This is a genomic window from Corynebacterium sp. CNCTC7651 (assembly GCF_021496665.1).
In the GTDB taxonomy this organism is placed as follows: Bacteria; Actinomycetota; Actinomycetes; order Mycobacteriales; family Mycobacteriaceae; genus Corynebacterium.
Map to the genome: position 1 here is coordinate 503,403 of NZ_CP071246.1, position 23,053 is coordinate 526,455.

15 protein-coding genes, 3 rRNA genes, 1 other RNA gene and 2 pseudogenes are annotated in these 23,053 nt (G+C 59.9%); 20 read left to right on the forward strand and 1 reads right to left on the reverse strand.

Features of this window, described 5'->3' with window-relative positions; genetic code table 11:
- The first annotated feature begins 74 nt into the window (after window positions 1-74).
- Both JZY91_RS02465 and JZY91_RS02470 read left to right on the forward strand, forming a co-directional pair.
- A complete protein-coding gene (locus JZY91_RS02465) occupies window positions 75-413 on the forward strand; it encodes a hypothetical protein (RefSeq protein WP_234948406.1) in 339 nt (112 codons plus the stop codon).
- Window positions 414-1,334 carry a DMT family transporter gene (locus JZY91_RS02470; RefSeq protein ID WP_234948407.1) on the forward strand — a complete coding sequence of 307 codons (921 nt, stop codon included), beginning with the start codon at window positions 414-416 and terminating at the stop codon, window positions 1,332-1,334.
- Here the strand turns inward: JZY91_RS02470 and JZY91_RS02475 are convergent, their stop codons facing one another.
- Window positions 1,335-2,531, reverse strand: a complete 1,197-nt coding sequence (locus tag JZY91_RS02475; protein ID WP_234948408.1) for a PDR/VanB family oxidoreductase — start codon at window positions 2,529-2,531, stop codon at window positions 1,335-1,337.
- 874 nt (window positions 2,532-3,405) lie between these two features.
- Here JZY91_RS02475 and JZY91_RS02480 point away from each other — a divergent pair.
- From JZY91_RS02480 to JZY91_RS02565, 18 genes and pseudogenes are all read left to right on the forward strand, one after another.
- Entirely contained in the window at window positions 3,406-4,140 is a 735-nt protein-coding gene (locus JZY91_RS02480; protein WP_234948409.1) for an oxygenase MpaB family protein, read from the forward strand.
- Window positions 4,141-4,187: 47 nt separating this feature from the next.
- Window positions 4,188-5,414 carry an oxygenase MpaB family protein gene (locus tag JZY91_RS02485; RefSeq protein WP_234948410.1) on the forward strand — a complete coding sequence of 409 codons (1,227 nt, stop codon included), beginning with the start codon at window positions 4,188-4,190 and terminating at the stop codon, window positions 5,412-5,414.
- Window positions 5,415-5,494: 80 nt separating this feature from the next.
- A complete protein-coding gene (locus JZY91_RS02490; protein WP_234948411.1) occupies window positions 5,495-6,868 on the forward strand; it encodes an NAD-dependent succinate-semialdehyde dehydrogenase in 1,374 nt (457 codons plus the stop codon).
- A gap of 116 nt (window positions 6,869-6,984) precedes the next feature.
- A pseudogene (gene ftsE / locus JZY91_RS02495) lies at window positions 6,985-7,676 on the forward strand (cell division ATP-binding protein FtsE).
- 4 nt (window positions 7,677-7,680) lie between these two features.
- Window positions 7,681-8,583, forward strand: a complete 903-nt coding sequence (ftsX, locus tag JZY91_RS02500) for a permease-like cell division protein FtsX (protein WP_234948412.1) — start codon at window positions 7,681-7,683, stop codon at window positions 8,581-8,583.
- Between the two features lie 15 nt (window positions 8,584-8,598).
- The gene (gene smpB / locus JZY91_RS02505) at window positions 8,599-9,093 is read left to right on the forward strand and encodes an SsrA-binding protein SmpB (protein ID WP_234948413.1); all 495 of its coding nucleotides are present in this window, start codon (window positions 8,599-8,601) and stop codon (window positions 9,091-9,093) included.
- Between the two features lie 15 nt (window positions 9,094-9,108).
- Window positions 9,109-9,768 carry an SDR family oxidoreductase gene (locus JZY91_RS02510; protein WP_234948414.1) on the forward strand — a complete coding sequence of 220 codons (660 nt, stop codon included), beginning with the start codon at window positions 9,109-9,111 and terminating at the stop codon, window positions 9,766-9,768.
- Window positions 9,769-9,866: 98 nt separating this feature from the next.
- Window positions 9,867-10,256: a transfer-messenger RNA gene (gene ssrA / locus JZY91_RS02515) on the forward strand.
- Between the two features lie 87 nt (window positions 10,257-10,343).
- On the forward strand, window positions 10,344-11,063 hold the full coding sequence (locus JZY91_RS02520; RefSeq protein WP_234948415.1) for a hypothetical protein: 720 nt from the start codon (window positions 10,344-10,346) through the stop codon (window positions 11,061-11,063).
- A gap of 95 nt (window positions 11,064-11,158) precedes the next feature.
- Entirely contained in the window at window positions 11,159-12,214 is a 1,056-nt protein-coding gene (locus JZY91_RS02525) for a siderophore ABC transporter substrate-binding protein (RefSeq protein WP_234948416.1), read from the forward strand.
- Window positions 12,214-13,176 (forward strand): ABC transporter permease, encoded by a 963-nt coding sequence (locus JZY91_RS02530; RefSeq protein WP_234948417.1) that lies wholly within the window; start codon window positions 12,214-12,216, stop codon window positions 13,174-13,176. Before JZY91_RS02525 ends, JZY91_RS02530 begins: the two co-directional genes overlap by 1 nt.
- A pseudogene (locus JZY91_RS02535) lies at window positions 13,169-14,174 on the forward strand (iron chelate uptake ABC transporter family permease subunit). Before JZY91_RS02530 ends, JZY91_RS02535 begins: the two are co-directional and overlap by 8 nt.
- Window positions 14,171-14,926, forward strand: a complete 756-nt coding sequence (locus JZY91_RS02540) for an ABC transporter ATP-binding protein (protein WP_234948418.1) — start codon at window positions 14,171-14,173, stop codon at window positions 14,924-14,926. The pseudogene JZY91_RS02535 and the gene JZY91_RS02540 overlap by 4 nt, the downstream one beginning before the upstream one ends.
- 643 nt (window positions 14,927-15,569) lie before the next feature.
- Window positions 15,570-17,081 (forward strand): 16S ribosomal RNA (locus JZY91_RS02545).
- 483 nt (window positions 17,082-17,564) lie between these two features.
- Window positions 17,565-20,641, forward strand: a 23S ribosomal RNA gene (locus JZY91_RS02550).
- A gap of 164 nt (window positions 20,642-20,805) precedes the next feature.
- Window positions 20,806-20,922 (forward strand): 5S ribosomal RNA (gene rrf, locus JZY91_RS02555).
- Together the 16S, 23S and 5S rRNA genes form the textbook arrangement of a ribosomal RNA operon.
- A 172-nt stretch (window positions 20,923-21,094) precedes the next feature.
- Window positions 21,095-21,661 carry an MFS transporter gene (locus tag JZY91_RS02560; RefSeq protein ID WP_234948419.1) on the forward strand — a complete coding sequence of 189 codons (567 nt, stop codon included), beginning with the start codon at window positions 21,095-21,097 and terminating at the stop codon, window positions 21,659-21,661.
- A gap of 17 nt (window positions 21,662-21,678) precedes the next feature.
- Window positions 21,679-23,028 carry an IS256 family transposase gene (locus tag JZY91_RS02565; RefSeq protein WP_234948420.1) on the forward strand — a complete coding sequence of 450 codons (1,350 nt, stop codon included), beginning with the start codon at window positions 21,679-21,681 and terminating at the stop codon, window positions 23,026-23,028.
- Window positions 23,029-23,053: the final 25 nt, after the last annotated feature.

The window sequence follows — 23,053 nt, forward strand, 5'->3', positions numbered from 1 at the left end:
GCAGAAGTTGCGCCTGACCCAGGACGACATCCAGATCCGCGGCCACGCCATCGAGTGCCGCATCAACGCGGAGGATGAACGAGAACTTCGCTCCGCGCCCCGGCACCATTACGCACTACCGCGCCCCGGGCGGGTTCGGCGTGCGCATGGATACCCACATCGAGACCGGCTACACCATTCCGCCGTTCTACGATTCCATGGTTGGCAAGCTGATCTGCTGGGCCGAAACCCGCGACGAGGCCATCGAGCGCACCCTGCGTGCCCTGGATGAGCTCACCGTTGAGGGCGTCGTCACCACCGGCCCGTTCCAGGCGCACCTGCTCAACAGCGAGCAGTTCCGCTCTGGCGACATCAACACCGGCTACGTGGCCAAGATGCTCGAGCAGATGAACGAGATCCCGACGGACGCTTAAATGCTCGTCCTGCTGGCGATGCTGGTGGGGGCCATCGTCCCCATCCAGACCGCCATCAACACCCGCTTCCGGGTGAGCGTTGGCGCGCCGATCGCCGCGACATTCCTTTCCTTTGTCGTGGCGGTCGGCGCCGCGTCCGTTATGGCACTCGTCGCCACCGGGGAGCTCGTTCCCCGCTTGACGACGGTCGCTCAAGAACCCTGGTGGATCTGGCTCGGCGGCTTCATGGGCGTGATGTTCATCGCCGGAAACATCGTGCTGTTCCCGCAACTCGGACCGGTCCAAACCGTCATCCTGCCGATTCTCGGCCAGGTGATTATGGGACTGATCGTCGATAAGCTCGGGCTCTTCAACTCGCCGGAAGTAGCGGTGGGGCCGCTGCGTCTCGCGGGTGCCGCGATTGTCGTCCTCGGTATCGCGATGGTGCTGGAAATCCACCGGTCTTCAGCCGCCTACGGGCGCGCGACCGGGACGAAGCTGTGGCTGCTTCGAGCCTTTGGCGTGGTTATGGGCATGGGTTCCGCCACCCAGACGGCTGTGAACGGACACCTCGGCAGGGTGATCCAGAGCCCGATTCAAGCGGGCCAAATTTCGCTCGCCGTGGGGCTTCTCGTGCTCACGGTGCTGGTGCTGACGTTGCCGGGGGACAGGCGGGCGCTCGCCTCCGGCGTCGCACCCGGGCCATGGTGGATGTGGATGGGCGGCGTGCTGGGCGCATTCTTCGTCTTCGGCGGAGCCGGCCTGGCACCGCTGCTGGGAACCGGCACCACGGTGATTGGGTCGCTGACCGGAACGATCATCTGCGGCCAGGTGCTGGAATCCCTCGGCGTCGGGGGAGGAAAGAAGGGGCGGCCGACAGCCTTGCGCCTCACCGGCCTTATCTTCGTACTGGCCGGTGTGGCAATGGTGCGGCTGCTCTAGCTAGATGTTCTTCCAGCGCTCCATGGTGAGCGAGGGGGAGAGGGCACGAGAAACACAGGTGGCGAAAGCGCCTTTCTCGTGCTGCTCTTCGGTAAAGAAGCTGTCTCGGTGATCCGGCGTACCTCCGGTCACCTTGACTACGCACGTGCCGCACGTGCCCTCCTGGCAGCGGGACATGATGGGCACATCCTCATCCTCAAAGACATCGAGCACAGAAGTGCCTTCGGGGATCTGGTACGTCTCGCCGCAGAACGTCACCTCGAAGGGGCCGTCGGCGCGGTGGTCACCCGCCAGGGTCTCCTCGGATGGGCGGAACGCCTCCCAGTGAATGTTCGACTTTGGAAGGTGCGCTTCGGCAACCTCGATGATCCCGTCCATGAAGCCCTGCGGGCCACAGACATACAGGTGCGTGTCTTCCGCAGGGACATCACTCTCCGCCAGCGCCGCTTCCACATACCCTGCCTGCTTATCGCGTGCCCCAGAGGCGAACACGCTGCGCGTCTGCCCATACAGGTGCGTATCAATCAAGTGGGACATCACCGCGCGTTCCGCGCTGGAGGCGAAGTACAAAATCGTGTAATCCGCGCCTTGGCGCTTCAGCTCGCGTGCAAGGGAGTAAATCGGTGCGATGCCCACACCGGCACCCACCAGGATGGAACGTTGAGCGCCTGCAGCTAGACCGAAGTTGTTGCGGGGCGCGGAAATGCTCAGCGTTTCCCCGGCCTGAACCTTGTGCAGCGCGATGGATCCGCCGCGGGAGTCCGGTTCCCGCTTCACTGCAACGCCGTAGCAGCCCTTCTCTGATTCGCCAGTGCCACTGTGCGTCATCGGGAACAAGGAGTATTGGCGGACCAATTCCTCGCCGGCGGGGCAGCGGACAAAGAAGTCCGCGTGGCAGCCCGGCTCATACCCGGGAAGGGGAGCGCCGTTGGGGGTGCTGAGCGTGATCAGTGCGATGCCGTCCCACGAGTGGTCAACCTCTTCGACGTTCAGCGTAAATCGCTGCTCGCCGGCGATATCAGACTTCGACGCAGGGGCAGTCGATTCTATACCAACTCCCGCATAATCCTTGTCTGCCGACGGTCTGGACCGCGCAGCGAAAGCTGCCTCTCGGTCTTCTGCGTTAAGATCCTTCGTCCCTTTGTTCGAGCGGAAAATACTACCAAAACTGCCCCGCCCGGTGCCAAACGCTGCCACTTCAGAACCTCCAATAACCTGCGCAAACGTCACACTTTAACGCGGGGCGCCAACGCGATAAATTCGTGCCGCAAACTGGTTGCTGGCCATGTTTGCAGTGTTATTATAGAACCACGCTGAACGTGATGGATAACACACCTACGCGCGACTGCCAGGCAGGTAACACTATGCGGGGGATGTACTCACGGACACGCTGGAGGGCTCATGATGTCAAGCGAAAGGATGATCATGACGGCCACAATCGAACCAAGTCAGGAGAATCGGTACCAGCATCCTGTTCGGCCCGAAATTCTCCCGATGTCGGACAATCCGTATGAGGATTTCCGCTACTTCTACCGGGACGGTATGCCACTTCGTCCAGCGCCGAAGCGCCGGACGAAGGTGCCCGGCTGGTCTACGTTGCGCCATAACCTCTTCGATCGGTGGCACACGGTTGCAGATGAGTGGGAGGGCTACGACAGTTTCCAGACGAAGCTTCTGGATGACCACATGTGGCAAACCGATGAGACCGGTGCCAAGCTTGCAGAAGCATTCAAGCGCGATGGTGCGAAGAAGTCCCGCGCGGACTTTGAAACTGCGCTGAACCAGGGCATCGGTGCCGTTGAAGATCCGGCACCGGAGCTCGTCGAGTTCTTCGCAGAGGTGGACAACATCCCTGATTGGATCGACCTCGAAGCTGCGGAGCGCGGCCGCGTTGCGTACTACAACGTCACCCCGTCCGCCGAGCTGCTTTCCATCGGCTTCGCCTACTGGGCAACCACGATGGAGGACCGCACCTCCGCCGCCACGGGCGAGACCCAGATGTTCGAGCTGGAGGCCTTCACCCGTGTGATGGAGACGGTGAAGTTCTTCGTGGGACCTGGGCAAGAAGGGCGTGTTCGACCGCTACTCGGACGGCCTGAAGGCTGCGGTGCGGGTCCGTCTGCTGCACGCCCAGGCAAACCGCGGCCTAGAAAAGCTGTGGGGCCCGGAGCACTACAACGAGTTCGGCCGCCCGATCGGATCTTCTTTCTTGGTTTCCGGCGAAGGCTGGTTCGCTCTCATGCCCATCGGCGTGGACGAGTTCTTCGGCCGCTACCACTCCGGCGAGGAGTGGCACGACGTTGCCATGTACTGGGCCTGGGTGCTCCACCTCATGGGTGCTGAGGAGCGTCTGATTCCGAAGACCGGCGACGAGATGCGCAAGATGACTGACTACATCTACGCCAACGGCGGCTACTCCTCCACGTATCACGTCCAGGTGGCAGAGGCCCTCATGGGCATCTTGGAAAAGCTGGACCCACAGATGCCGGGCCAGGTGCTGGGTGCGCTGTCGTTGGTGATCGGCGATGAGGACACCAAGTTCATGGTGAAGGGCTCCCGCTTCGAGGGCACCCCGTACCTGCACTGGAAGCTCGCTTTCTTGGCTAAGGCCAAGGCGGAGGCTGCGATCTGGAGCCTGCGCGACAAGCTGCCGGGCGCCCAGGCCGCCAAGATCAAGAAGGCCGCCGACGGCAAGCCGCCATGGTCCGACGTGTTCAAGCAGATCGAGGACTACGTGGCAGAGCACGAACCACACGTCAAGGCGAACTACAGCCTGCACGACAACTCGAAGGAAGCCCAGCGCTAACCCTTGCCATTCTTTCCCAGCCAGCAACTACACCTAAGGAGAACACCATGACCCAGACTTTCGCTGAGAACCCGTTGGCGGCAGACCACTACACCCGCCAGGAGTGGCCGAGCAAGCGCGGTAGCCGCGAGGAGTTCGTTGAGCGTTTCGGCGAGGAGCGCGCGCAGCGCTTCACCCAGGCGTACTGGGCGATGGACCCGATCGCCGATGCTCTCTACACCAGCGGCAACAAGTCCAAGGACGTCATGCCAAACCTGCGCGAGGCACTTGCGCGGGGCGAGGCGGACGAAAACACCCTGCCTGAGGTTGCGGCGCTGATCAACGACATGAACTCTGCGCTCGATGGCGTGGACTGGGAGCGCATCGAGCGCGGCCAGCGCGCGGCGCTGTCCATTCCGGTGCTGGCGCAGAACCTCTCTCTCGGCCCGGGCGCGCTGATCCACACCTACTCCGCACCGTCCATCGCGGACATTCTGGTGAACACCGGTGAGCTGACCGAGGGTGCCGTGCACCGCCTCGCCTACACCACCAACTGGATCTACTCCGTCTACCTCAAGGACGGCCTGAAGCCGGGCAACGTTAGCTACATCCACACCGGCATGGTCCGCGCGATGCACGCGCATGTTCGCCGCGTGCAGACCAAGTTGGGCCTGGATTACAGCGAGTGGGGCGCACCGATCAGCGAGTTCGACATGTTCCGCACCTGGTTCGACTTCACCTACATCGCGTTCACGTACTGCCGCAACCTGGGCTACCGCATGTCCCTGGAGGAGGAGCAGGACCTGTTCTACCTCTGGAGGATCGTTGGCCTCATGCTGGGCATCCCGGGCGACCTCCTGGAGCCGGAGACGGACATCGACGCGTCGCAGGAGACCATCGACGCGATCCACTTCGTAGACGGCGACCCGAACGAGGCATCCCACGCACTCGTCGAGGCGCTCTTCAGCGGCTTCCGCACGAACGTGAAGGCGCTGCTGCCGTTCTCCGACGAGTCCATCGACGACTGGCAGTACGCGGCCACCCGCATCATGCACGGCGACGAGGTCGCGGACATCTACAACGTGCCGCATGCCGCGTCCCGCCCGTTCACCGAGCTGGGCATTCCGATGGTGCAAGAGCGCTACGACCTGCTCCGCGCGAACCCGGAGGCGCTGGAGAAGGAGGTTCAGCAGAACCACCAGATGCTGCTGGACGCACTGACCCAGGAGACCTCCTACATGGGTCAGGACGAGGGCATCAAGATGAACGACGGCGAGTACCGCCCGGGCGCCTAAACCCGCAAAATCGGAACCCGAATTCGGGTATCCTAACTAAGACCTACATCACTATTTCTTCTTGAAAGGAACCGGATCACATGTCCAACCAGTACCGAGTGCAGAACCCGTGGACCAACGAGATCGTAGAGACCTTTGACTTCCTGACCGATGAGCAGGTTGAGGAGGTGCTGGCGAAGTCTGCGGAGGCATTCAAGACCTGGCGCAACACGTCCATCGAGGAGCGCGCTGAGATTGTGGGCAAGGCCGCGCAGCTGCTCAAGGAGCGCGCTACCGAGCTGGCGCAGATCGCTGCGGAGGAGATGGGTAAGCCAATCCCCGAGGGCGAGTGGGAGATGAACTTCTCCGGCGACATCATGCAGTTCTACGCGGACAACGCTCCGGAGCACAACGCGCCGAAGAACGTCGACGTCCCAGGCGGCAAGGCTGTGGTCCGCCGCTTGCCGCTGGGCACCATCCTGGGCATCATGCCGTGGAACTACCCGATCTACCAGATCGCACGTTTCGCCGGCCCGAACCTCATGAACGGCAACTGCATCCTGCTCAAGCACGCCGAGATCACCCCGAAGTCCGGTGCTGCGTTCGAGCAGATCCTGAAGGATGCCGGCCTGCCGGAGGGCGTGTTCATCAACATCTACGCCACCCACGACCAGATCGAGACGATCATCGGTGACCCGCGCGTGCAGGGTGTCTCGCTCACCGGTTCCGAGCGCGCTGGTGCGAAGGTGGCAGAGATCGCCGGCCGTAACCTGAAGAAGTGCGTGCTCGAGCTCGGCGGCACCGACCCGTACATCATCCTGGACTCCGCGGACATCAAGGCATCCGCACAGGAGGCGTGGGACAAGCGCGTCCACAACGCTGGCCAGGCTTGCACCTCCAACAAGCGCATCATCGTCATGGACGACATTTACGACGAGTTCGTTGACGCAATGGTGGAGATCGCTGAGGGATACTCCAAGGGTGACCCGCGCACCCCGGGCGAGAACGAGTACTTCCCGATGTCCTCCCGCCGTGCGGCCGAGATCCTCAAGGACCAGATCGACCGCTCCGTGGCTGCAGGTGCAACCCTGCGCACCGGTGCAGAGATCGACGACACCACGGCGTACTTCTCCCCGGCTGTGCTGACCGACCTGCCGGTTGGTTCCGAGCCGTACTACGAGGAGTTCTTCGGCCCGGTGGCGGAGATCTACAAGGTTTCCTCCATCGACGAGGCTGTGGAGCTGGCAAACAACTCCTACCAGGGCCTCGGCGGCGCCGTGTTCTCCCAGGATGTCGAGAAGGCAACGGAGGTTGCGGACCAGATCGACACCGGCATGATCCACGTCAACCTCGGCCAGTACTTCTCCGCAGTCCTGCCGTTCGGTGGTGTCAAGCGCTCTGGCTTCGGCCGCGAGCTCTCCGTCTTCGCGCTCGATGAGTTTGTGAACAAGCAGTACCGCTACATCAACGACTAAGGTGCCGAAGCCCGTGCATCATCGCGGGCTGAATAACCGCATAGCCCCCGCCGGCCGTGATCACACGCGCCACGGGGGCTACTTGCGTCACACCGGTAACAGGTAATGTGAGCCCCGTGATTACCTTCGACCACGTAACCAAGGTGTATCCCACCTCGGGGCGCCCCGCCTTGGACGATGCCTCTTTCACCATCGAAGACGGGGAATTCGTGTTCCTCATCGGGCCGTCCGGCTCAGGCAAATCGACATTCCTGCAGTTGATGATCCGGGAGGAAAACGTTTCTCCGGCGACATCTGGTTCAACAACTTCCACGTCAACGCGCTCAAGGGCAAAGACATCAATCTGCTGCGCCAGTCCATCGGCTACGTGTTCCAGGATTTCCGTCTGCTGCCCAAGCTCACGGTGTACGACAACGTGGCGTTTGCGCTCCAAGTCATCGGTAAGCGCCAGAAGCGCATTGACAAGTTGGTGCCGGACGCTTTGGAGTTGGTCGGGTTAGCGTCGAAAAGCAAAAGAATGCCCCATGAGCTCTCCGGAGGCGAGCAGCAGCGCGTGGCCATCGCGCGTGCGTTTGTGAACAAGCCCCCGCTGGTGCTGGCGGATGAGCCGACGGGCAACCTTGACCCCGCAACGGCGGATGAGATTACGGCGCTGCTGGCGCGCATCAACCGCCTGGGCACCACGGTGGTGATGTCCACGCACAACGCCAGGGCGGTCAATGACATGCGCCAGCGCGTGATGGAGCTGAATATGGGCAAGCTAGTGCGCGATGACCGCAACGGCGTTTACGGCAACGTGAGGGGGTAGGGCAATGAACGTTGGCTTTATTTTCAAAGAGGGCGTGAAGGGCCTCGGCCGTAACATCACCATGACCATTGCTTTAGTGATCACCACGGCGCTGTCGCTGGCGCTGGTGGGGGCCGGCATCATGATTTCTCAGGCCACCGCGGCCACGAAGGACCTGTACCTGGACCGCGTGGAGGTGATGGTGGAGTTGGACGAGGAGACTTCGGCCGCCGACACCGATTGCTCCAGCGAGGCGTGCCGCGAGGTGCGCGACACGCTGCAGAAGGATGACCGGGTGGAGCAGGTGACGTTCCGCTCCCGCCAGCAGTCCTATGAGCGCTTTGTGGAGTTGTTCAAAGACTCGGAGCCGGATCTGGTGCGCGAAACCAGCCCGGACGCACTGCCGGCAGCGCTGCACGTGCGGTTGAAGGACCCCTCCGACACGGCACCGATCGACGCAGTTGCCTCGCTGCCCCAGGTAACTGTGGTGACTGATCAGGCGGACACCGTGCGCGGCGCGGCGAACACCATGGATACTTTCCGCAACGTTACCTGGCTGGTCGCCGCGGCACAGGGGCTTGCGGCACTGTTCCTGATTGTGAACATGGTGCAGCTAGCAGCGTTCAACCGGCGCGAGCAGATCAGCATCATGCGCATGGTGGGTGCCTCGCGCTGGTTTACGCAGGCGCCGTTCGTGCTTGAGGCGGTGCTTTCAGTCTTTGCCGGCGCGGTGTTGGCAACGCTGCTGGTGTGGGTGGCCAAGCGCTCTGTGGCGGATCCGATGCTGGCGCAGCTGTACTCCTCGCAGCTCATTGCCCGCGTGCCGGATGCCGCGGTGTGGACTGTCATGCCGCTGGTGGGGCTGGGTGCGATGGTGATCGGCGGTATTGCGGCCCAGGTGGCACTTCGTTCCTACGTGCGGAAGTAGTAAGCTTTGGCCCTTATGGCCAAGAAGAAGAAAACCAAAACCGGAAACTCCGGCGTCTTGGCAACCAACCGCAAGGCCCGGCACGATTACACCATCCTGGACACCTGGGAGACTGGCATCGTGCTCGTGGGCACAGAAATCAAGTCCTTGCGGGAGGGCAAGGCGTCGTTGACAGAGGCGTTTGCCACCATCGACAACGGCGAGGTGTGGCTGCGCAACCTGCACATTCCTGAGTACTCGATGGGGCACTGGACCAACCACACCCCACGCCGCACACGCAAGCTGCTGATGCACCGCCGCGAGATTGATTCGCTGGAGGGCAAGTTGCGCGACGGCAACCGCACCCTAGTTTCGCTCTCGCTGTACCTGAAGGACGGCCGCGCGAAAATTGAGCTCGGGCTTGCTCAAGGTAAGCAGGATTACGACAGGCGCCAGGACATCAAACGCCGCACCGAGGACCGCGAAATCGCCCGCGACCTGGGACGCAAATTCAAGGGAATCAAAGCCTAAGTAGCCTTGGATGCCATGGCTACTACACAGAAGACGGCACTGATCACCGGAGCGTCCCGCGGCATCGGCCGCGCGATCGCAGAAGAGTTGGGCAAGGATCACCACATCCTCGCGGGTGCGTCGAAGGATGCGTCCGACATCGTGCAGGCGCTGCCAAGCGCCGAACCGTTCGAGGTGGATCTGCGTGATACCGCCGCACTGGAGCAAGCCGCCGCAGGTATTGAGCACCTCGATGTGCTGGTGCTCGCCGCCGGCGTGCTGCACAAGGGCCCCTTCGAGGAGCTCACGGATGAGCAGTGGCGCGAGAGCATGGACATCAACGTCCTGGCCCCCGTCACGCTCACCAGGGCTTTGCTTCCTGCTTTACGACGTTCGCAGGGGCTGATCATCACCATCAACTCCGGCGCTGGCTTGCACGGTGTGGCGGAAAACACCGCCTACTGCGCGTCCAAATTCGCGCTTCGCGGCTTCACCGAATCGCTGCAGGAGGAACTGGCGGGCGAGGTGCGCGTCACGTCGCTGCACCCGGGCCGCACCAACACGGACATGCTGGCGGGGGACGACGGCCGGCCGAAGATGGACGCGGACAACGTGGCCAAGGCGGCACGCCTTGCGGTGGACGCTGGCCCAGACGCGGTGGTGGAGATCTTGCGCGTGCGTCCCGCGCGCACCTAGGTTTTGGGCAAGTCCTGCAACGGGAATACCGAGCGGGGTCTTGCGGTTTGTGCCGGTGTGAGATAACGTTCTCACTCCTACGTTTCTTCGTAGTCGAAGGGGTCGATTTGGTTTCGACTTCATCTACTCAGCCAGGGGAAGCGTGCCGGTGCAGGCAGGAGACCACCGTAAGCGTCGCTGTAACCAATAAACGCAGAGAAGAACTCTCAGCGTGACTACGCCCTCGCTGCCTAAGTAATAGAGCAAGCGACCTGCGTGTCCGTCAGGCCGGGGATGTCCCCGATCCGGTACCTGGCGTCGACTTAGGGGACTTGCCTTCCGGCCCTGTCAGTGGGGCCTTGGAAGGGACTTCTTTCACTGACTGGGCCCGTCATCCGGACATGTTTGCCTGATCCGGAGGGCCGATGAGAGGCAAGGTGCGAACTGCGCACGGAGAAGCCCTGGCGCGGTGGTGAAGGACCCGGGTTCAATTCCCGGCGGCTCCACTGTCAGTGAAACCCGCTGGTCCGATACGGCCAGCGGGTTTTACGTTGAATCCCATTTTTTGTACAGGCGCGATCTTTAGTATTCCCAGCATGAAACGCGTCGTGATGGGCTCGCTCGCTGCTGCAACGTGGGTTTTGGGGGGTTGCGCCGGCGCGCCGGCACCGGAAACTCCCCAGCCGGACACTGTCTCGGCTGTCACCGAAACTGTGACGGCCCAGCCCGCTACCAGCGCGGTAACGCCGGAGGCTGAGTCCAGCGCGGCACCCGCGTCGGAAGCTGAGCAATCTGCGCAGAACGCGGACCCGAAGAACGCTGGCACCAAGAGCGCGGAGCCGAAGCGCGGCGTTCCTGGCGCTCCGCTGGCCTACCCAGGTGCCGGCGGACCTGTCCCGGCGAACGCGCGGCCGGTGAAATCGGTGAAGAAGTACAGTGCCGGCGGCCCCGAGTTCGCGGTGTTCAAAGCCCCGTCCGGCAATATCGGCTGCATGATGAATCTGGATAGCCCGCAGATGTTCGACTGCGGTGTGCAGAGTCTCATGGAGAGCGGAAAGCTGGGCATCGGCGAGTACGGGGGCCCGAACTGGATGGCGGAGATTCTCCACGGCACCGTCCGCGAACAATCGGACCCGCCGCTGTACTTCGATGAGGTTTGGCCGGCTGGATCTACACCTGCAGAAGTTGTCCAATACGGCGAAGTGGTGCAGCACGGACCATTCGTCTGTGCGGTGGAAGAAACGGGCGTGACCTGCTGGGATTCTGAATCCGGCAAGGGTGCATGGCTGGAGCGAGAGAACATCGTGTTCTTCTAAGGGCACCCCTGTTTGGCTTCCAAGTTTGGAAAACCTAATCTTGGACAGGCAAACCTATCCTTATGGATGAACCCGTTTTGAACAAAAGGATTGCCATGTCCCGTTTCCCGCGTACCGCACTGATCGCACTCGCTGCTGCAGGCTCCCTCACCTTGGGTGCGTGCTCCAACGCTGAACCGGCCCTTGACTCCAACACGCCGACCAGTGTGGCAAGCGCTACTGCCTCTGCTGCAGCATCCGCGGCAGCCGCCGACACGGCAACTGCGGACGCCGCAGGCACTGTCACCGTGACCGACAACTATGGCGAGAAGGTTGTGCCGAGCCCGCCGCAGCGTGTCGTTGCGCTGGACAACCGCACGTTCGAGCTGCTTGATGCTTGGGGCGTGAAGCCGGTTGCAGCTGCCCGCGCACTGGTGCCCAACACCATCCCGGGCATTGCGGACGATGATTCGATCGTGGATATCGGCAACCACCGCGAGCCGAACCTGGAAGCGCTTGTGGCTGCAGATCCAGATGTCATCATTTCCGGCCAGCGCTTCACGTCCTACGACGAAGAGATGCAGAACCTCGTGCCGGATGCTGTGCTGCTGGAGTTTGAGCCGCGCGAGGGTGAGCAGTTCGACCAAGAACTCATCCGTCAGACGCTTGAGCTGGGTGAGATCTTTGGCAAGCAGGCCGAGGCTGAGCAGGTTGTGGAGGACTTCACCAAGGCAATCGTGCGTGCCCGCGACGCGTACGACCCGTCGCAGACCGTCATGGCCCTGAACGTTTCCGGTGGCGAGATCGGTTACGTCGCCCCGACGGTTGGTCGTGTGTGGGGGCCGCTGTTTGACCTGATCGGTCTCACCCCGGCTCTCCAGGTGGAGGGGGCCACGGAGAATCACAAGGGCGACGACATTTCTGTGGAGGCAATCGCGGATTCCAACCCGGACTGGCTGCTGGTGCTGGACCGTGACGCGGGCGTGAAGTCTGCGGAAGGCTCCCCGGAGGCGCTGTCCGTGATTTCGGATTCTGCTGCGCTGCAGAACGTGACCGCGGTGAAGGATAACCGGATCTACATTGCGCCGAAGGACACGTACACTAACGAGTCCATCCTTACCTACACCGAGATCCTGAACCAGCTCGCAGACGCATTCGAGGCTGCCAAGTAGTGGCTACAACCCGCCCTTCGATCCTAAGCGCCAGGTTCCTCCTGGCGCTTTTCGGCGTGCTCGCTCTCCTGGGCGCCTCACTGGCGATCGGACAGTACGACATTCTGGGGTCCGAAGACGGCTGGGCCATGTTTACCACGACCCGCGTGCCGCGCACGATCGCGTTGGTGCTCGCGGGTGCGGCAATGGCGATGAGCGGGTTGATCATGCAAATGCTGACGCAGAACCGCTTTGTCGAACCGACTACCACAGGCACCACGGAATGGGCGGGCTTGGGACTATTGCTGTCCTTTGTGCTGTTCCCCAACGGCACGATTATGACCCGCATGCTCCTCGCCATTGCATTCGCGTTCGCTGGCACGATGGTGTTCTTCGCGTTCCTCCGCAGGGTTACGCTGCGATCAAGCCTGATCGTGCCCATCGTGGGCATCATGCTCGGTGCTGTTGTCAGTTCGGTGTCAACGTTCTTCGCCCTGCAAACTGACCTCCTCCAATCCCTGGGTGTCTGGTTCGCAGGCTCTTTCACCTCCGTAATCAAGGGTCAGTACGAAGTGCTGTGGGTCGTCCTGTTCGTAGTCATCGCAGTTTTCCTCTATGCCGATCGCATCACCGCGGCCGGGTTGGGCGAGGACATTGCCACCAGCATCGGCCTGAACTACAACCGCATCGTGCTGGTGGGAACGGCTCTGGTCGCTGTCGCCTCCGGCGTGGTCACCGTCGTTGTGGGCAATCTGCCGTTTTTGGGCCTGATCGTCCCCAACATGGTCAGCATGGTCCGTGGGGATGATCTGCGTTCGAACCTTCCGTGGGTCTGCCTGACGGGCATTGCCGTGGTCACCGCGTGCGACATCCTCGGGCGCACCATTATCGCGCCGTTCGAGATGCCGGTGTCGGTGATTCTCGGTGTCATTGGCGCTGCTGTGTTCATCGCGTTGATTGTGAGGCAGACGCGTCGTGGGTAGGGCAGTAGGTGCTTTTGAATCGTCGAAAAGCAAGCGGCGCTATTGGGTGGCGCTCGCGGTGCTTGCCGTGGTTGCGGTGCTGACCACTGCGGGCCTGCTGGCGTACAACAACCCGGTTGAGTTTGGCTCGCGGGGCTACTGGTTGATCGCGCAGCGCCGGCTGAACTCCGTTATCGCGATGGCGGTGGTTGCGGTGTGCCAAGGTGTGGCGACGGTTGCGTTCCAAACCGTGACGGGAAACCGCATCCTCACCCCGTCAATCATGGGCTTTGAAGCGTTGTACGTGACCATCCACACGGCAACCATTTACTTCTTCGGCGCGACAGGACTGCTAAACGCCCGCACGCTGGAGATGTTCCTGTTCCAGATTGCGGTGATGGTGGTGCTGTCGCTGCTGCTGTACTCCTGGCTGATTGTGGATAACGCGGCGAATCTGCACGCGATGCTGCTAGTGGGCATCGTGTTGGGTGGGGGACTGGCCAGCGTTTCCACCTTCATGCAGCGTATGTTGACGCCCAGTGAGTTCGACGTGCTCACCGCGCGGCTTTTCGGCTCCGTGAACAACGCGGACCCGGAGTACTACCCGGTAGCTGTCCCGCTGATTCTTTTAGCGACGGTGCTCATGCTGGCCAACTCCCGCAAACTCAACGTGATGGGGCTGGGAAGGGACGCGGCAGTCAATCTGGGTGTGAACTTCCGCAGGCCAGGCGATTTACACCTTGGTTCTGGTGGCGGTGCTCATGGCGGTGTCCACGGCGCTTGTGGGGCCAATGACGTTCTTGGGCTTCCTGGTGGCCACCCTGGCGTACCAGTTCACCGATACGTACGACCACCGCTTCATCTTCCCGATGGCCGCGCTGCTGGGCTACTGCGTGCTCGCCGGCGCGTACTTTGTCATGAACCACATCTTCTACGCCCAGGGCGTGGTCTCCATCATCATCGAACTCGTGGGAGGCGCTACGTTCCTTGTGGTGATCCTGAGGAAGGGGCGACTGTGATTCGGCTTGATCAACTGCACAAGGCATATAGCAGCGAGGTTGCGATTGGCCCGGTGGACCTCGAGATTCCCACCGGCGGCATCACCGCGTTGGTGGGCCCGAATGGTGCCGGCAAATCTACGTTGCTGACCATGATCGGCCGCCTCCTCGCCGCTGATTCCGGCACTGTGACGATTGGGGACAAGAACATCGCGGAAGTGAAGTCCAAGGACCTGGCGAAAATCGTCTCAATCCTGCGCCAGGAGAACCACTTTGTTACCCGTTTGACCGTGCGCCAACTTGTCGGCTTTGGCCGATTCCCATACACGGGTGGCCGGCTCACGGATGAGGACGAGAGGATCATCTCCAAGTACATCGACTTCCTTGGGTTACGCGAGCTAGAGGGCAGGTTCCTCGACCAACTCTCCGGCGGCCAGCGCCAGCGCGCTTACGTTGCCATGGTGCTCTGCCAGGAGACAGAGCACGTGCTTCTCGACGAACCTTTGAACAACCTCGACATCGCCCACAGCGTAGAGATGATGCAGCACCTGCGGGATGCCTCCCGCGAGTTCGGGCGGACAATCGTGATCGTGCTGCACGACATCAATTTCGCCGCCCGATACGCCGACCACATCTGTGCGGCGAAGAACGGGCAAATCGTGGCGTTTGGTACCCCGGAAGAGATCATGCGTGACGACTTGTTGACCGACATTTTCAATACTCCGGTCCAGGTCATCGAAGGGCCGCATGGCCCTATTGCCGCTTATCACTAGGGCAGTCGCGTGGGCCACCATGGCCAGTGAGCTGGCGATTTGCCAGTTTACAACCGACATGGTTAAGTAATCCCCCGTTGCCGAGAGCAAGGAAACGCGCTCAAGGGAACGAGATAATTTCAGAGGTTACGCTCCGGTGAACGGAGAAAGCCCCGCAAATGAACGCGGGGTTGACAACGGAAACTGGAAAGTGTAACTTCAAACAAGCCGCTTACGGAATAGAGGCGAGAGCTTCTGGGCTGGGGTGTGCGTGTGTTGTTTGAGAACTCGATAGTGTGCCAATGCATTTTTGTTTGTGGGTTGGTTGTGTGCCTGTGACACATTTTGGCTGCATGGTTCCGTGTTTTGCGGGGTGTGTGGTTGGTGTGTGCTGGTGGCTGCGTTCTGAATCCTTTGATGGGGGCGTGGTTGATCGGTTGGGCCATGATTGGTTCACTGACGTTTTTTGCAAAGTTTTTGGTTGGCCCTTAAGTTTTTCCTCGTCGGATGTGGGGCCAGCCGTGTTTGCAGTAATTTTAGGAAAACATTTTTTGTAAGCCAGTCCTGCACCGGTTTGGTGTGGGGTGGTTTGTTTTGGTTGGGTATATTGGGCTTTTCACGGCCTGTTTCTTGACGAAACATGACACTCTGTTTCGGGGTGTTTTTTGTGGAGAGTTTGATCCTGGCTCAGGATGAACGCTGGCGGCGTGCTTAACACATGCAAGTCGAACGGAAAGGCCCTTTCGGGGGTACTCGAGTGGCGAACGGGTGAGTAACACGTGGGTGATCTGCCCTGCACTTTGGGATAAGCCTGGGAAACTGGGTCTAATACCGGATAGGACCATCGTTTAGTGTCGGTGGTGGAAAGATTTTTTGGTGTGGGATGAGCTCGCGGCCTATCAGCTTGTTGGTGGGGTAATGGCCTACCAAGGCGTCGACGGGTAGCCGGCCTGAGAGGGTGTACGGCCACATTGGGACTGAGATACGGCCCAGACTCCTACGGGAGGCAGCAGTGGGGAATATTGCACAATGGGCGCAAGCCTGATGCAGCGACGCCGCGTGGGGGATGACGGCCTTCGGGTTGTAAACTCCTTTCGCCAAGGACGAATTTTGGACGGTACTTGGAGAAGAAGCACCGGCTAACTACGTGCCAGCAGCCGCGGTAATACGTAGGGTGCGAGCGTTGTCCGGAATTACTGGGCGTAAAGAGCTCGTAGGTGGTTTGTCGCGTCGTTTGTGGAATACCGCAGCTTAACTGTGGGGTTGCAGGCGATACGGGCATAACTTGAGTGCTGTAGGGGAGACTGGAATTCCTGGTGTAGCGGTGAAATGCGCAGATATCAGGAGGAACACCGATGGCGAAGGCAGGTCTCTGGGCAGTAACTGACGCTGAGGAGCGAAAGCATGGGGAGCGAACAGGATTAGATACCCTGGTAGTCCATGCCGTAAACGGTGGGCGCTAGGTGTGAGTCCCTTCCACGGGGTTCGTGCCGTAGCTAACGCATTAAGCGCCCCGCCTGGGGAGTACGGCCGCAAGGCTAAAACTCAAAGGAATTGACGGGGGCCCGCACAAGCGGCGGAGCATGTGGATTAATTCGATGCAACGCGAAGAACCTTACCTGGGCTTGACATACACCAGATCGGGCTAGAGATAGTCTTTCCCTTGTGGTTGGTGTACAGGTGGTGCATGGTTGTCGTCAGCTCGTGTCGTGAGATGTTGGGTTAAGTCCCGCAACGAGCGCAACCCTTGTCTTATGTTGCCAGCGGTTTGGCCGGGGACTCATGAGAGACTGCCGGGGTTAACTCGGAGGAAGGTGGGGATGACGTCAAATCATCATGCCCCTTATGTCCAGGGCTTCACACATGCTACAATGGTCGGTACAACGCGCAGCTTCCCTGTGAGGGGGTGCGAATCGCTGAAAGCCGGTCGTAGTTCGGATTGGGGTCTGCAACTCGACCCCATGAAGTCGGAGTCGCTAGTAATCGCAGATCAGCAACGCTGCGGTGAATACGTTCCCGGGCCTTGTACACACCGCCCGTCACGTCATGAAAGTTGGTAACACCCGAAGCCAGTGGCCCAAACGTTTGTGGGGAGCTGTCGAAGGTGGGATCGGCGATTGGGACGAAGTCGTAACAAGGTAGCCGTACCGGAAGGTGCGGCTGGATCACCTCCTTTCTAAGGAGCTTTATGTTTTTGTACCCGCAGTTGCGGGTGCCGCACAGTGTGTCGAACAGTGTTTGTTGAGCAGTGTTTGATGCCTGTGTGGTTGGTGGTTGAGTCGCCGTGTGTGCGGCTGCCGCCGTGTTTGTTTGAAAATTTCCAGGTGGACATGCACCGGCCGGGTGAGATGCCCGGCTCATGGGTGTGGTACTGGGTGTGCAACCTTTTTCCCGCTGTTTGGTGGGGTCCGCGAACAAAGTGTTGTGTGTGTTGGCATGCTGTTGGGTGTCTGGGGCAGCACAGGTGTTGTGTTGTTTCTGTGGCCTGCATGGTTCGCGCTGCTTACGTTTTGTGGGTGGTGTGGTGTGTGGGTGTGGTGTGTGAGAACTGGAGAGTGGACGCGAGCATCTGACAACATCCGCGTTTGTGCCTTGCACGTGTGTGTGGGGTGTGGGTGTTGTTGTTTTTTCTGTTTTTTTGTGTGTTTGTTCTTAGTGTGTTGTTTTTATGTAAGGGCGTACGGTGGATGCCTTGGCATGCTGAGCCGATGAAGGACGTGTGAGGCTGCGTTATGCCTCGGGGAGTTGCCAACTAAGCGTTGATCCGAGGATGTCCGAATGGGGAAACCCAGCACCAGTTGTGTGGTGTTACCTGCAGGTGAATGCATAGCCTGTGTGGGGGTTGACGCGGGGAAGTGAAACATCTCAGTACCCGTAGGAGAAGAAAACAATTTGTGATTCCGTGTGTAGTGGCGAGCGATAGCGGATGAGGCTAAACCATGTGCGTGTGATACCTGGCAGGGGTTGCGTGTGTGGGGTTGTGGGGTGCGACTGAGCATGGTCTGCCAACTGTGCCGACTACGTGCGTGTGTGAGCGGAAGCGCCTGGGATGGTGCACCGGAGTGGGTGATGAGTCCCGTACGCGTATATGCATGTGCTGGTTGTGTCGCAAACCCCGAGTAGCAGCGGGCTCGTGGAATCTGCTGTGAATCTGCCGGGACCACCCGGTAAGCCTAAATACTCAGTGTGACCGATAGTGGATTAAGTACCGTGAGGGAATGGTGAAAAGTACCCCGGGAGGGGAGTGAAAGAGTTCCTGAAACCGTGCGCTTACAATCCGTCAGAGCACCTCAGTGTGTGATGGCGTGCCTTTTGAAGAATGAGCCTGCGAGTCAGCGGCATGTCGCGAGGTTAACCCGTGTGTGGGGTAGTCGTAGCGAAAGCGAATCCGAAATGGGTGTATGAGTGGCATGTCCTGGACCCGAAGCGGGGTGATCTACCCATGGCCAGTGTGAAGCAGCTGTAAGAGGTTGTGGAGGCGCGAACCCACTTAGGTTGAAAACTGAGGGGATGAGTTGTGGGTAGGGGTGAAAGGCCAATCAAACTCCGTGATAGCTGGTTCTCCCCGAAATGCATTTAGGTGCAGCGTTATGTGAGCTTGCCGGAGGTAGAGCTACTGGTTGGTTGAGCGGGACTATCATCTTAGCAATGTCAGCCAAACTCCGAATGCCGGTGTAAGTGGTGCATAGCAGTGAGACTGTGGGGGATAAGCTTCATAGTCGAGAGGGAAACAGCCCAGATCGCCGGTTAAGGCCCCTAAGGGTGTACTAAGTGGAAAAGGATGTGGGATCGCGAAGACAGCCAGGAGGTTGGCTTAGAAGCAGCCATCCTTGAAAGAGTGCGTAATAGCTCACTGGTCGAGTGGTTTTGCGCCGACAATGTAGTGGGGCTCAAGTACACCGCCGAAACCGCGGCAAGACATTGTCTTGGGTAGGGGAGCGTCGTGTGTGGGGTGAAGCCGTATCGTAAGGGGCGGTGGACTGCATGCGAGTGAGAATGCAGGCATGAGTAACGAGAGATACGTGAGAATCGTATCCGCCGAATGACTAAGGGTTCCTGGGTCAAGTTCGTCTTCCCAGGGTGAGTCGGGTCCTAAGGCGAGGCCGACAGGCGTAGTCGATGGTCAACGGGTTGATATTCCCGTACCCGTGTATGCGCGCCAAATGCTGAAGCGGTGATACTAACCACCCTGAACCACACGGCAAGACGTCTTTGACTTCTACTGTGTGGTGATGCGTGGGGCCTGATCTGTGGTAGGTAAGTGATGGGGTGACGCAGAGTGGTAGCCGCGCCAGTTATTGGATTCTGGTGCAAGCGTGTAGCACGACGCCTTGTTAAATGCGGGCGTCACTAGGTGTGAGGCGTGATGCGTAGCCCAATTGGGTGATGGTGGTGATCCTGTGCTGTCGAGAAAAGCCTCTAGCGATGTGCATGTACGGCCCGTACCCGAAACCGACACAGGTAGTCAGGTAGAGCATACTAAGGCGGTCGGGTGAACTGTGGTTAAGGAACTCGGCAAAATGCCCCCGTAACTTCGGGAGAAGGGGGACCACACCCGGTGATGCCATCTTGCGTGGTTGAGCTGGTGGTGGTCGCAGAGAAGAGAGGGGAGCGACTGTTTATCAAAAACACAGGTCCGTGCGAAGACGATTAAGTTGATGTATACGGACTGACGCCTGCCCGGTGCTGGAAGGTTAAGAGGACCTGTTAGGTAGTAATACCGAAGCGGAGAATTTAAGCCCCAGTAAACGGCGGTGGTAACTATAACCATCCTAAGGTAGCGAAATTCCTTGTCGGGTAAGTTCCGACCTGCACGAATGGCGTAACGACTCCCCTGCTGTCTCAACCACAGGCCCGGTGAAATTGCAGTACGAGTAAAGATGCTCGTTTCGCGCGGCAGGACGAAAAGACCCCGGGACCTTCACTATAGCTTGGTATTGGTGTTCGGTGCGGTTTGTGTAGGATAGGTGGGAGACGTTGATGCATCAACGCCAGTTGGTGTGGAGTCGTTGTTGAAATACCACTCTGACCGTAGTGGATACCTTAACCTTGGCCCATGATCTGGGTTGGGGACAGTGCCTGGTGGGTAGTTTAACTGGGGCGGTTGCCTCCCAAAATGTAACGGAGGCGCCCAAAGGTTCCCTCAGCCTGGTTGGCAATCAGGTGTTTAGAGTGTAAGTGCACAAGGGAGCTTGACTGCGAGACTTACAAGTCGAGCAGGGACGAAAGTCGGGACTAGTGATCCGGCACCTACTTGTGGATGTGGTGTCGCTCAACGGATAAAAGGTACCCCGGGGATAACAGGCTGATCTTCCCCAAGAGTCCATATCGACGGGATGGTTTGGCACCTCGATGTCGGCTCGTCGCATCCTGGGGCTGGAGTAGGTCCCAAGGGTTGGGCTGTTCGCCCATTAAAGCGGCACGCGAGCTGGGTTCAGAACGTCGTGAGACAGTTCGGTCTCTATCCGCCGCGCGCGTTGAAACTTGCAGAAGGCTGTCCCTAGTACGAGAGGACCGGGACGGACGTACCTCTGGTGTGCCAGTTGTTCCGCCAGGAGCATCGCTGGTTAGCTACGTACGGGAGGGATAACCGCTGAAAGCATCTAAGCGGGAAGCCTGTTTTAAGATGAGGTTTCTTTTGAGGTTCCCAGCAGACTACTGGGTTGATAGGCCGGAACTGGACACACAGCAATGTGCGGAGGCGACCGGTACTAATACACCAACAACAAACAACCACCACCAACCAACACCCACGGGTCACGGTTTGGTGTCCTGCAAACACACACCAACACAGGTGTGCACGCGTCCACTCACCAGTATCTGACACACCACACACCACCCGAGTGTGCGGGGCCAGACAACTCCACATCAACCAATGTTGCTAACCCCGAAATGAATGTGTCGGTGGTGATAGCGGCGGGGAAACGCCCGGACCCATTCCGAACCCGGAAGCTAAGCCCGCCCGCGCCGATGGTACTGCACCCGGGAGGGTGTGGGAGAGTAGGTTACCGCCGACCCAACAACTTAAAACAAGACCGCTAACCCGGTACCAACCACACGGCACAACGCCACGGTGGTCGGTACCGGGTTTTCGGCATTTTCCCAAAAGGGCACGCGAGCTGACCGTTTGGCTCGCAAATGCGTGCTGTATCTGCGTCCCTACGCGGTGGTAGTAGTACCCTGCAATCCATGCAGTTGAAGTCTCTGCGCACCTCCATGATCTATCTGGGCGGTTTCGTTGGCCCCTTCGCTGCGCAGTCCCTTGCAGCAGTGATCCCTGATGTGGCGGTGACGTTCGACAGGACGGTACAGGAGGCTTCTTTTGCCATCACCGCGTACATGATTCCTTTTGCGACCACGATGCTGTTCTCCACGGCCATCGTGCACAGGATTCCCCCGCACCGTGTTGTCAGGCTGGCGTACAGCACTACGCTTCTGGGTGCCGCGATCTGCTTGCTGGCGTCTAGCTGGTCAGTGTTCTTGGGCGGCATCATCGTGATGTCGCTATCCAATGCGTTCACCCTGCCGATCCTCCAGGTCATTCTCCGCGAAGTAGTTCCGCCGGAGAAGCTTGGTGCGGCCTTAGGTCGCTATTTCGCCATGCAGTCCCTCGGCAACTGCGCCGCCCCGATGGTGTCCGGACTTGCTTCTATCGTGAACTGGCAGCTGTTCTATCTCGCCGTTATTGGAGTGTCGTTGACCATCGCTCTCATCGGCGAGGGTGTCAGGAGTTTTGTGTGTGAGGCTCTGATCTGAATGGAGTTTCACCGATAATGACTACGGTGTCACCAAAGAAAGGCTATGACCCGTCGAGGGTCAACGCGATCAGCGAGAAGCTGATGAATAACCCCGAGCTCGTTAAGCTCATCGGGGAGCTCTCCACCTCCACCGATGACGCCAGCGAGCTGGTGAAGGGTCTTCTACAAGCATCGATCAACGCTGGCCTGCAGGCGGAGATGGATGCTCATTTGGGCTACGAGCACTCCGACCGCAAAGCCAAAGCCCAGGTCGATGCCCGGGGTGGTGGTAACCACCGCAATGGGTCGTACACCAAGACCGTGGATTCCGGCTACGGTCCGCTGGAAGTGACCGTGCCCAGGGATCGGGCGGGCACGTTCCGGCCGCAGATGGTGCCCAAGGGCGCTCGCCGGCTCACCGAGCTCGATGGCATGATCATCTCCCTGTACGCGGGTGGGATGACCGTGCGCGATATCCAGCATCACCTTGCAACCACCCTGGGTGTGGATATGAGCCCGGATACCATCAGCACGATCACCGACGCGGTGCTCGATGAGGTGATGATCTGGCAGAACCGCCAGTTAGATGAGTTCTACCCGGTGATCTTCCTCGACGCGTTGCGGGTCAAGATCCGCGACGGCCACCGCGTGGTCAACAAGTCCTGCTACATGGCCGTCGGTGTGGACATGGACGGCATCAAACACATCCTGGGCTTGTGGATCGCCGATACCGAAGGTGCCGCATTCTGGGCGTCCGTGTGCGCTGACCTTGCAAACCGTGGGGTGCAGGACGTGTTCATCGTCTGCTGCGACGGGCTCAAGGGCCTGCCCGAGGCGGTGGAGGCAACCTGGCCGAGTTCCATGGTGCAGACCTGTATCGTGCACCTGATTCGGGCGGCGAACAGGTGGGTGTCCTACCAGGACCGCAAACCCGTCTCCAGCGCACTGCGGGAGGTCTACACCGCACCCAACGAAGACACCGCGCGCGCCGCCCTAGACGCGTTCGAAGCATCTGAACTTGGGCGGCGCTACCCCCAGTCGGTGAAGGTATGGCGCGACGCGTGGGATCGGTTCGTGCCGTTTCTGCAGTTCCCGCCGGCAGCCCGCCGGGTGCTCTACACCACGAACTCCATCGAGTCGCTCAACGCGGAATTGCGGAAAGCCACCCGCAACCGGGGCCAGTTCCCGAACGACACTGCGGCGCTGAAGACGCTGTGGTTGATGATCTGCAACATCGAAGACAAGCGTGCCGCCCAGCGTGCGAAGAAGGCGAAACGGGCAACTGAGTGCAACGGCTATATTGAAGGGGCGAAAGCCACCGGGTGGAAACAAGCCATCAACCAACTAGCCGTGGCATACCCCGACCGGTTCGCGGACTACGTGTAAACCAAGCCCCCGCACACAAACAATC

Bases quoted from the DNA above. Each gene is read 5' to 3' on its own strand.
- JZY91_RS02465 (WP_234948406.1), top strand. From the start codon at position 75: ATGAACGAGAACTTCGCTCCGCGCCCCGGCACCATTACGCACTACCGC.
- JZY91_RS02470 (WP_234948407.1), top strand. From the start codon at position 414: ATGCTCGTCCTGCTGGCGATGCTGGTGGGGGCCATCGTCCCCATCCAG.
- JZY91_RS02485 (WP_234948410.1), top strand. From the start codon at position 4,188: ATGACCCAGACTTTCGCTGAGAACCCGTTGGCGGCAGACCACTACACC.
- JZY91_RS02490 (WP_234948411.1), top strand. From the start codon at position 5,495: ATGTCCAACCAGTACCGAGTGCAGAACCCGTGGACCAACGAGATCGTA.
- ftsX (WP_234948412.1), top strand. From the start codon at position 7,681: ATGAACGTTGGCTTTATTTTCAAAGAGGGCGTGAAGGGCCTCGGCCGT.
- smpB (WP_234948413.1), top strand. From the start codon at position 8,599: ATGGCCAAGAAGAAGAAAACCAAAACCGGAAACTCCGGCGTCTTGGCA.
- JZY91_RS02510 (WP_234948414.1), top strand. From the start codon at position 9,109: ATGGCTACTACACAGAAGACGGCACTGATCACCGGAGCGTCCCGCGGC.
- JZY91_RS02520 (WP_234948415.1), top strand. From the start codon at position 10,344: ATGAAACGCGTCGTGATGGGCTCGCTCGCTGCTGCAACGTGGGTTTTG.
- JZY91_RS02525 (WP_234948416.1), top strand. From the start codon at position 11,159: ATGTCCCGTTTCCCGCGTACCGCACTGATCGCACTCGCTGCTGCAGGC.
- JZY91_RS02560 (WP_234948419.1), top strand. From the start codon at position 21,095: ATGCAGTTGAAGTCTCTGCGCACCTCCATGATCTATCTGGGCGGTTTC.
- JZY91_RS02565 (WP_234948420.1), top strand. From the start codon at position 21,679: ATGACTACGGTGTCACCAAAGAAAGGCTATGACCCGTCGAGGGTCAAC.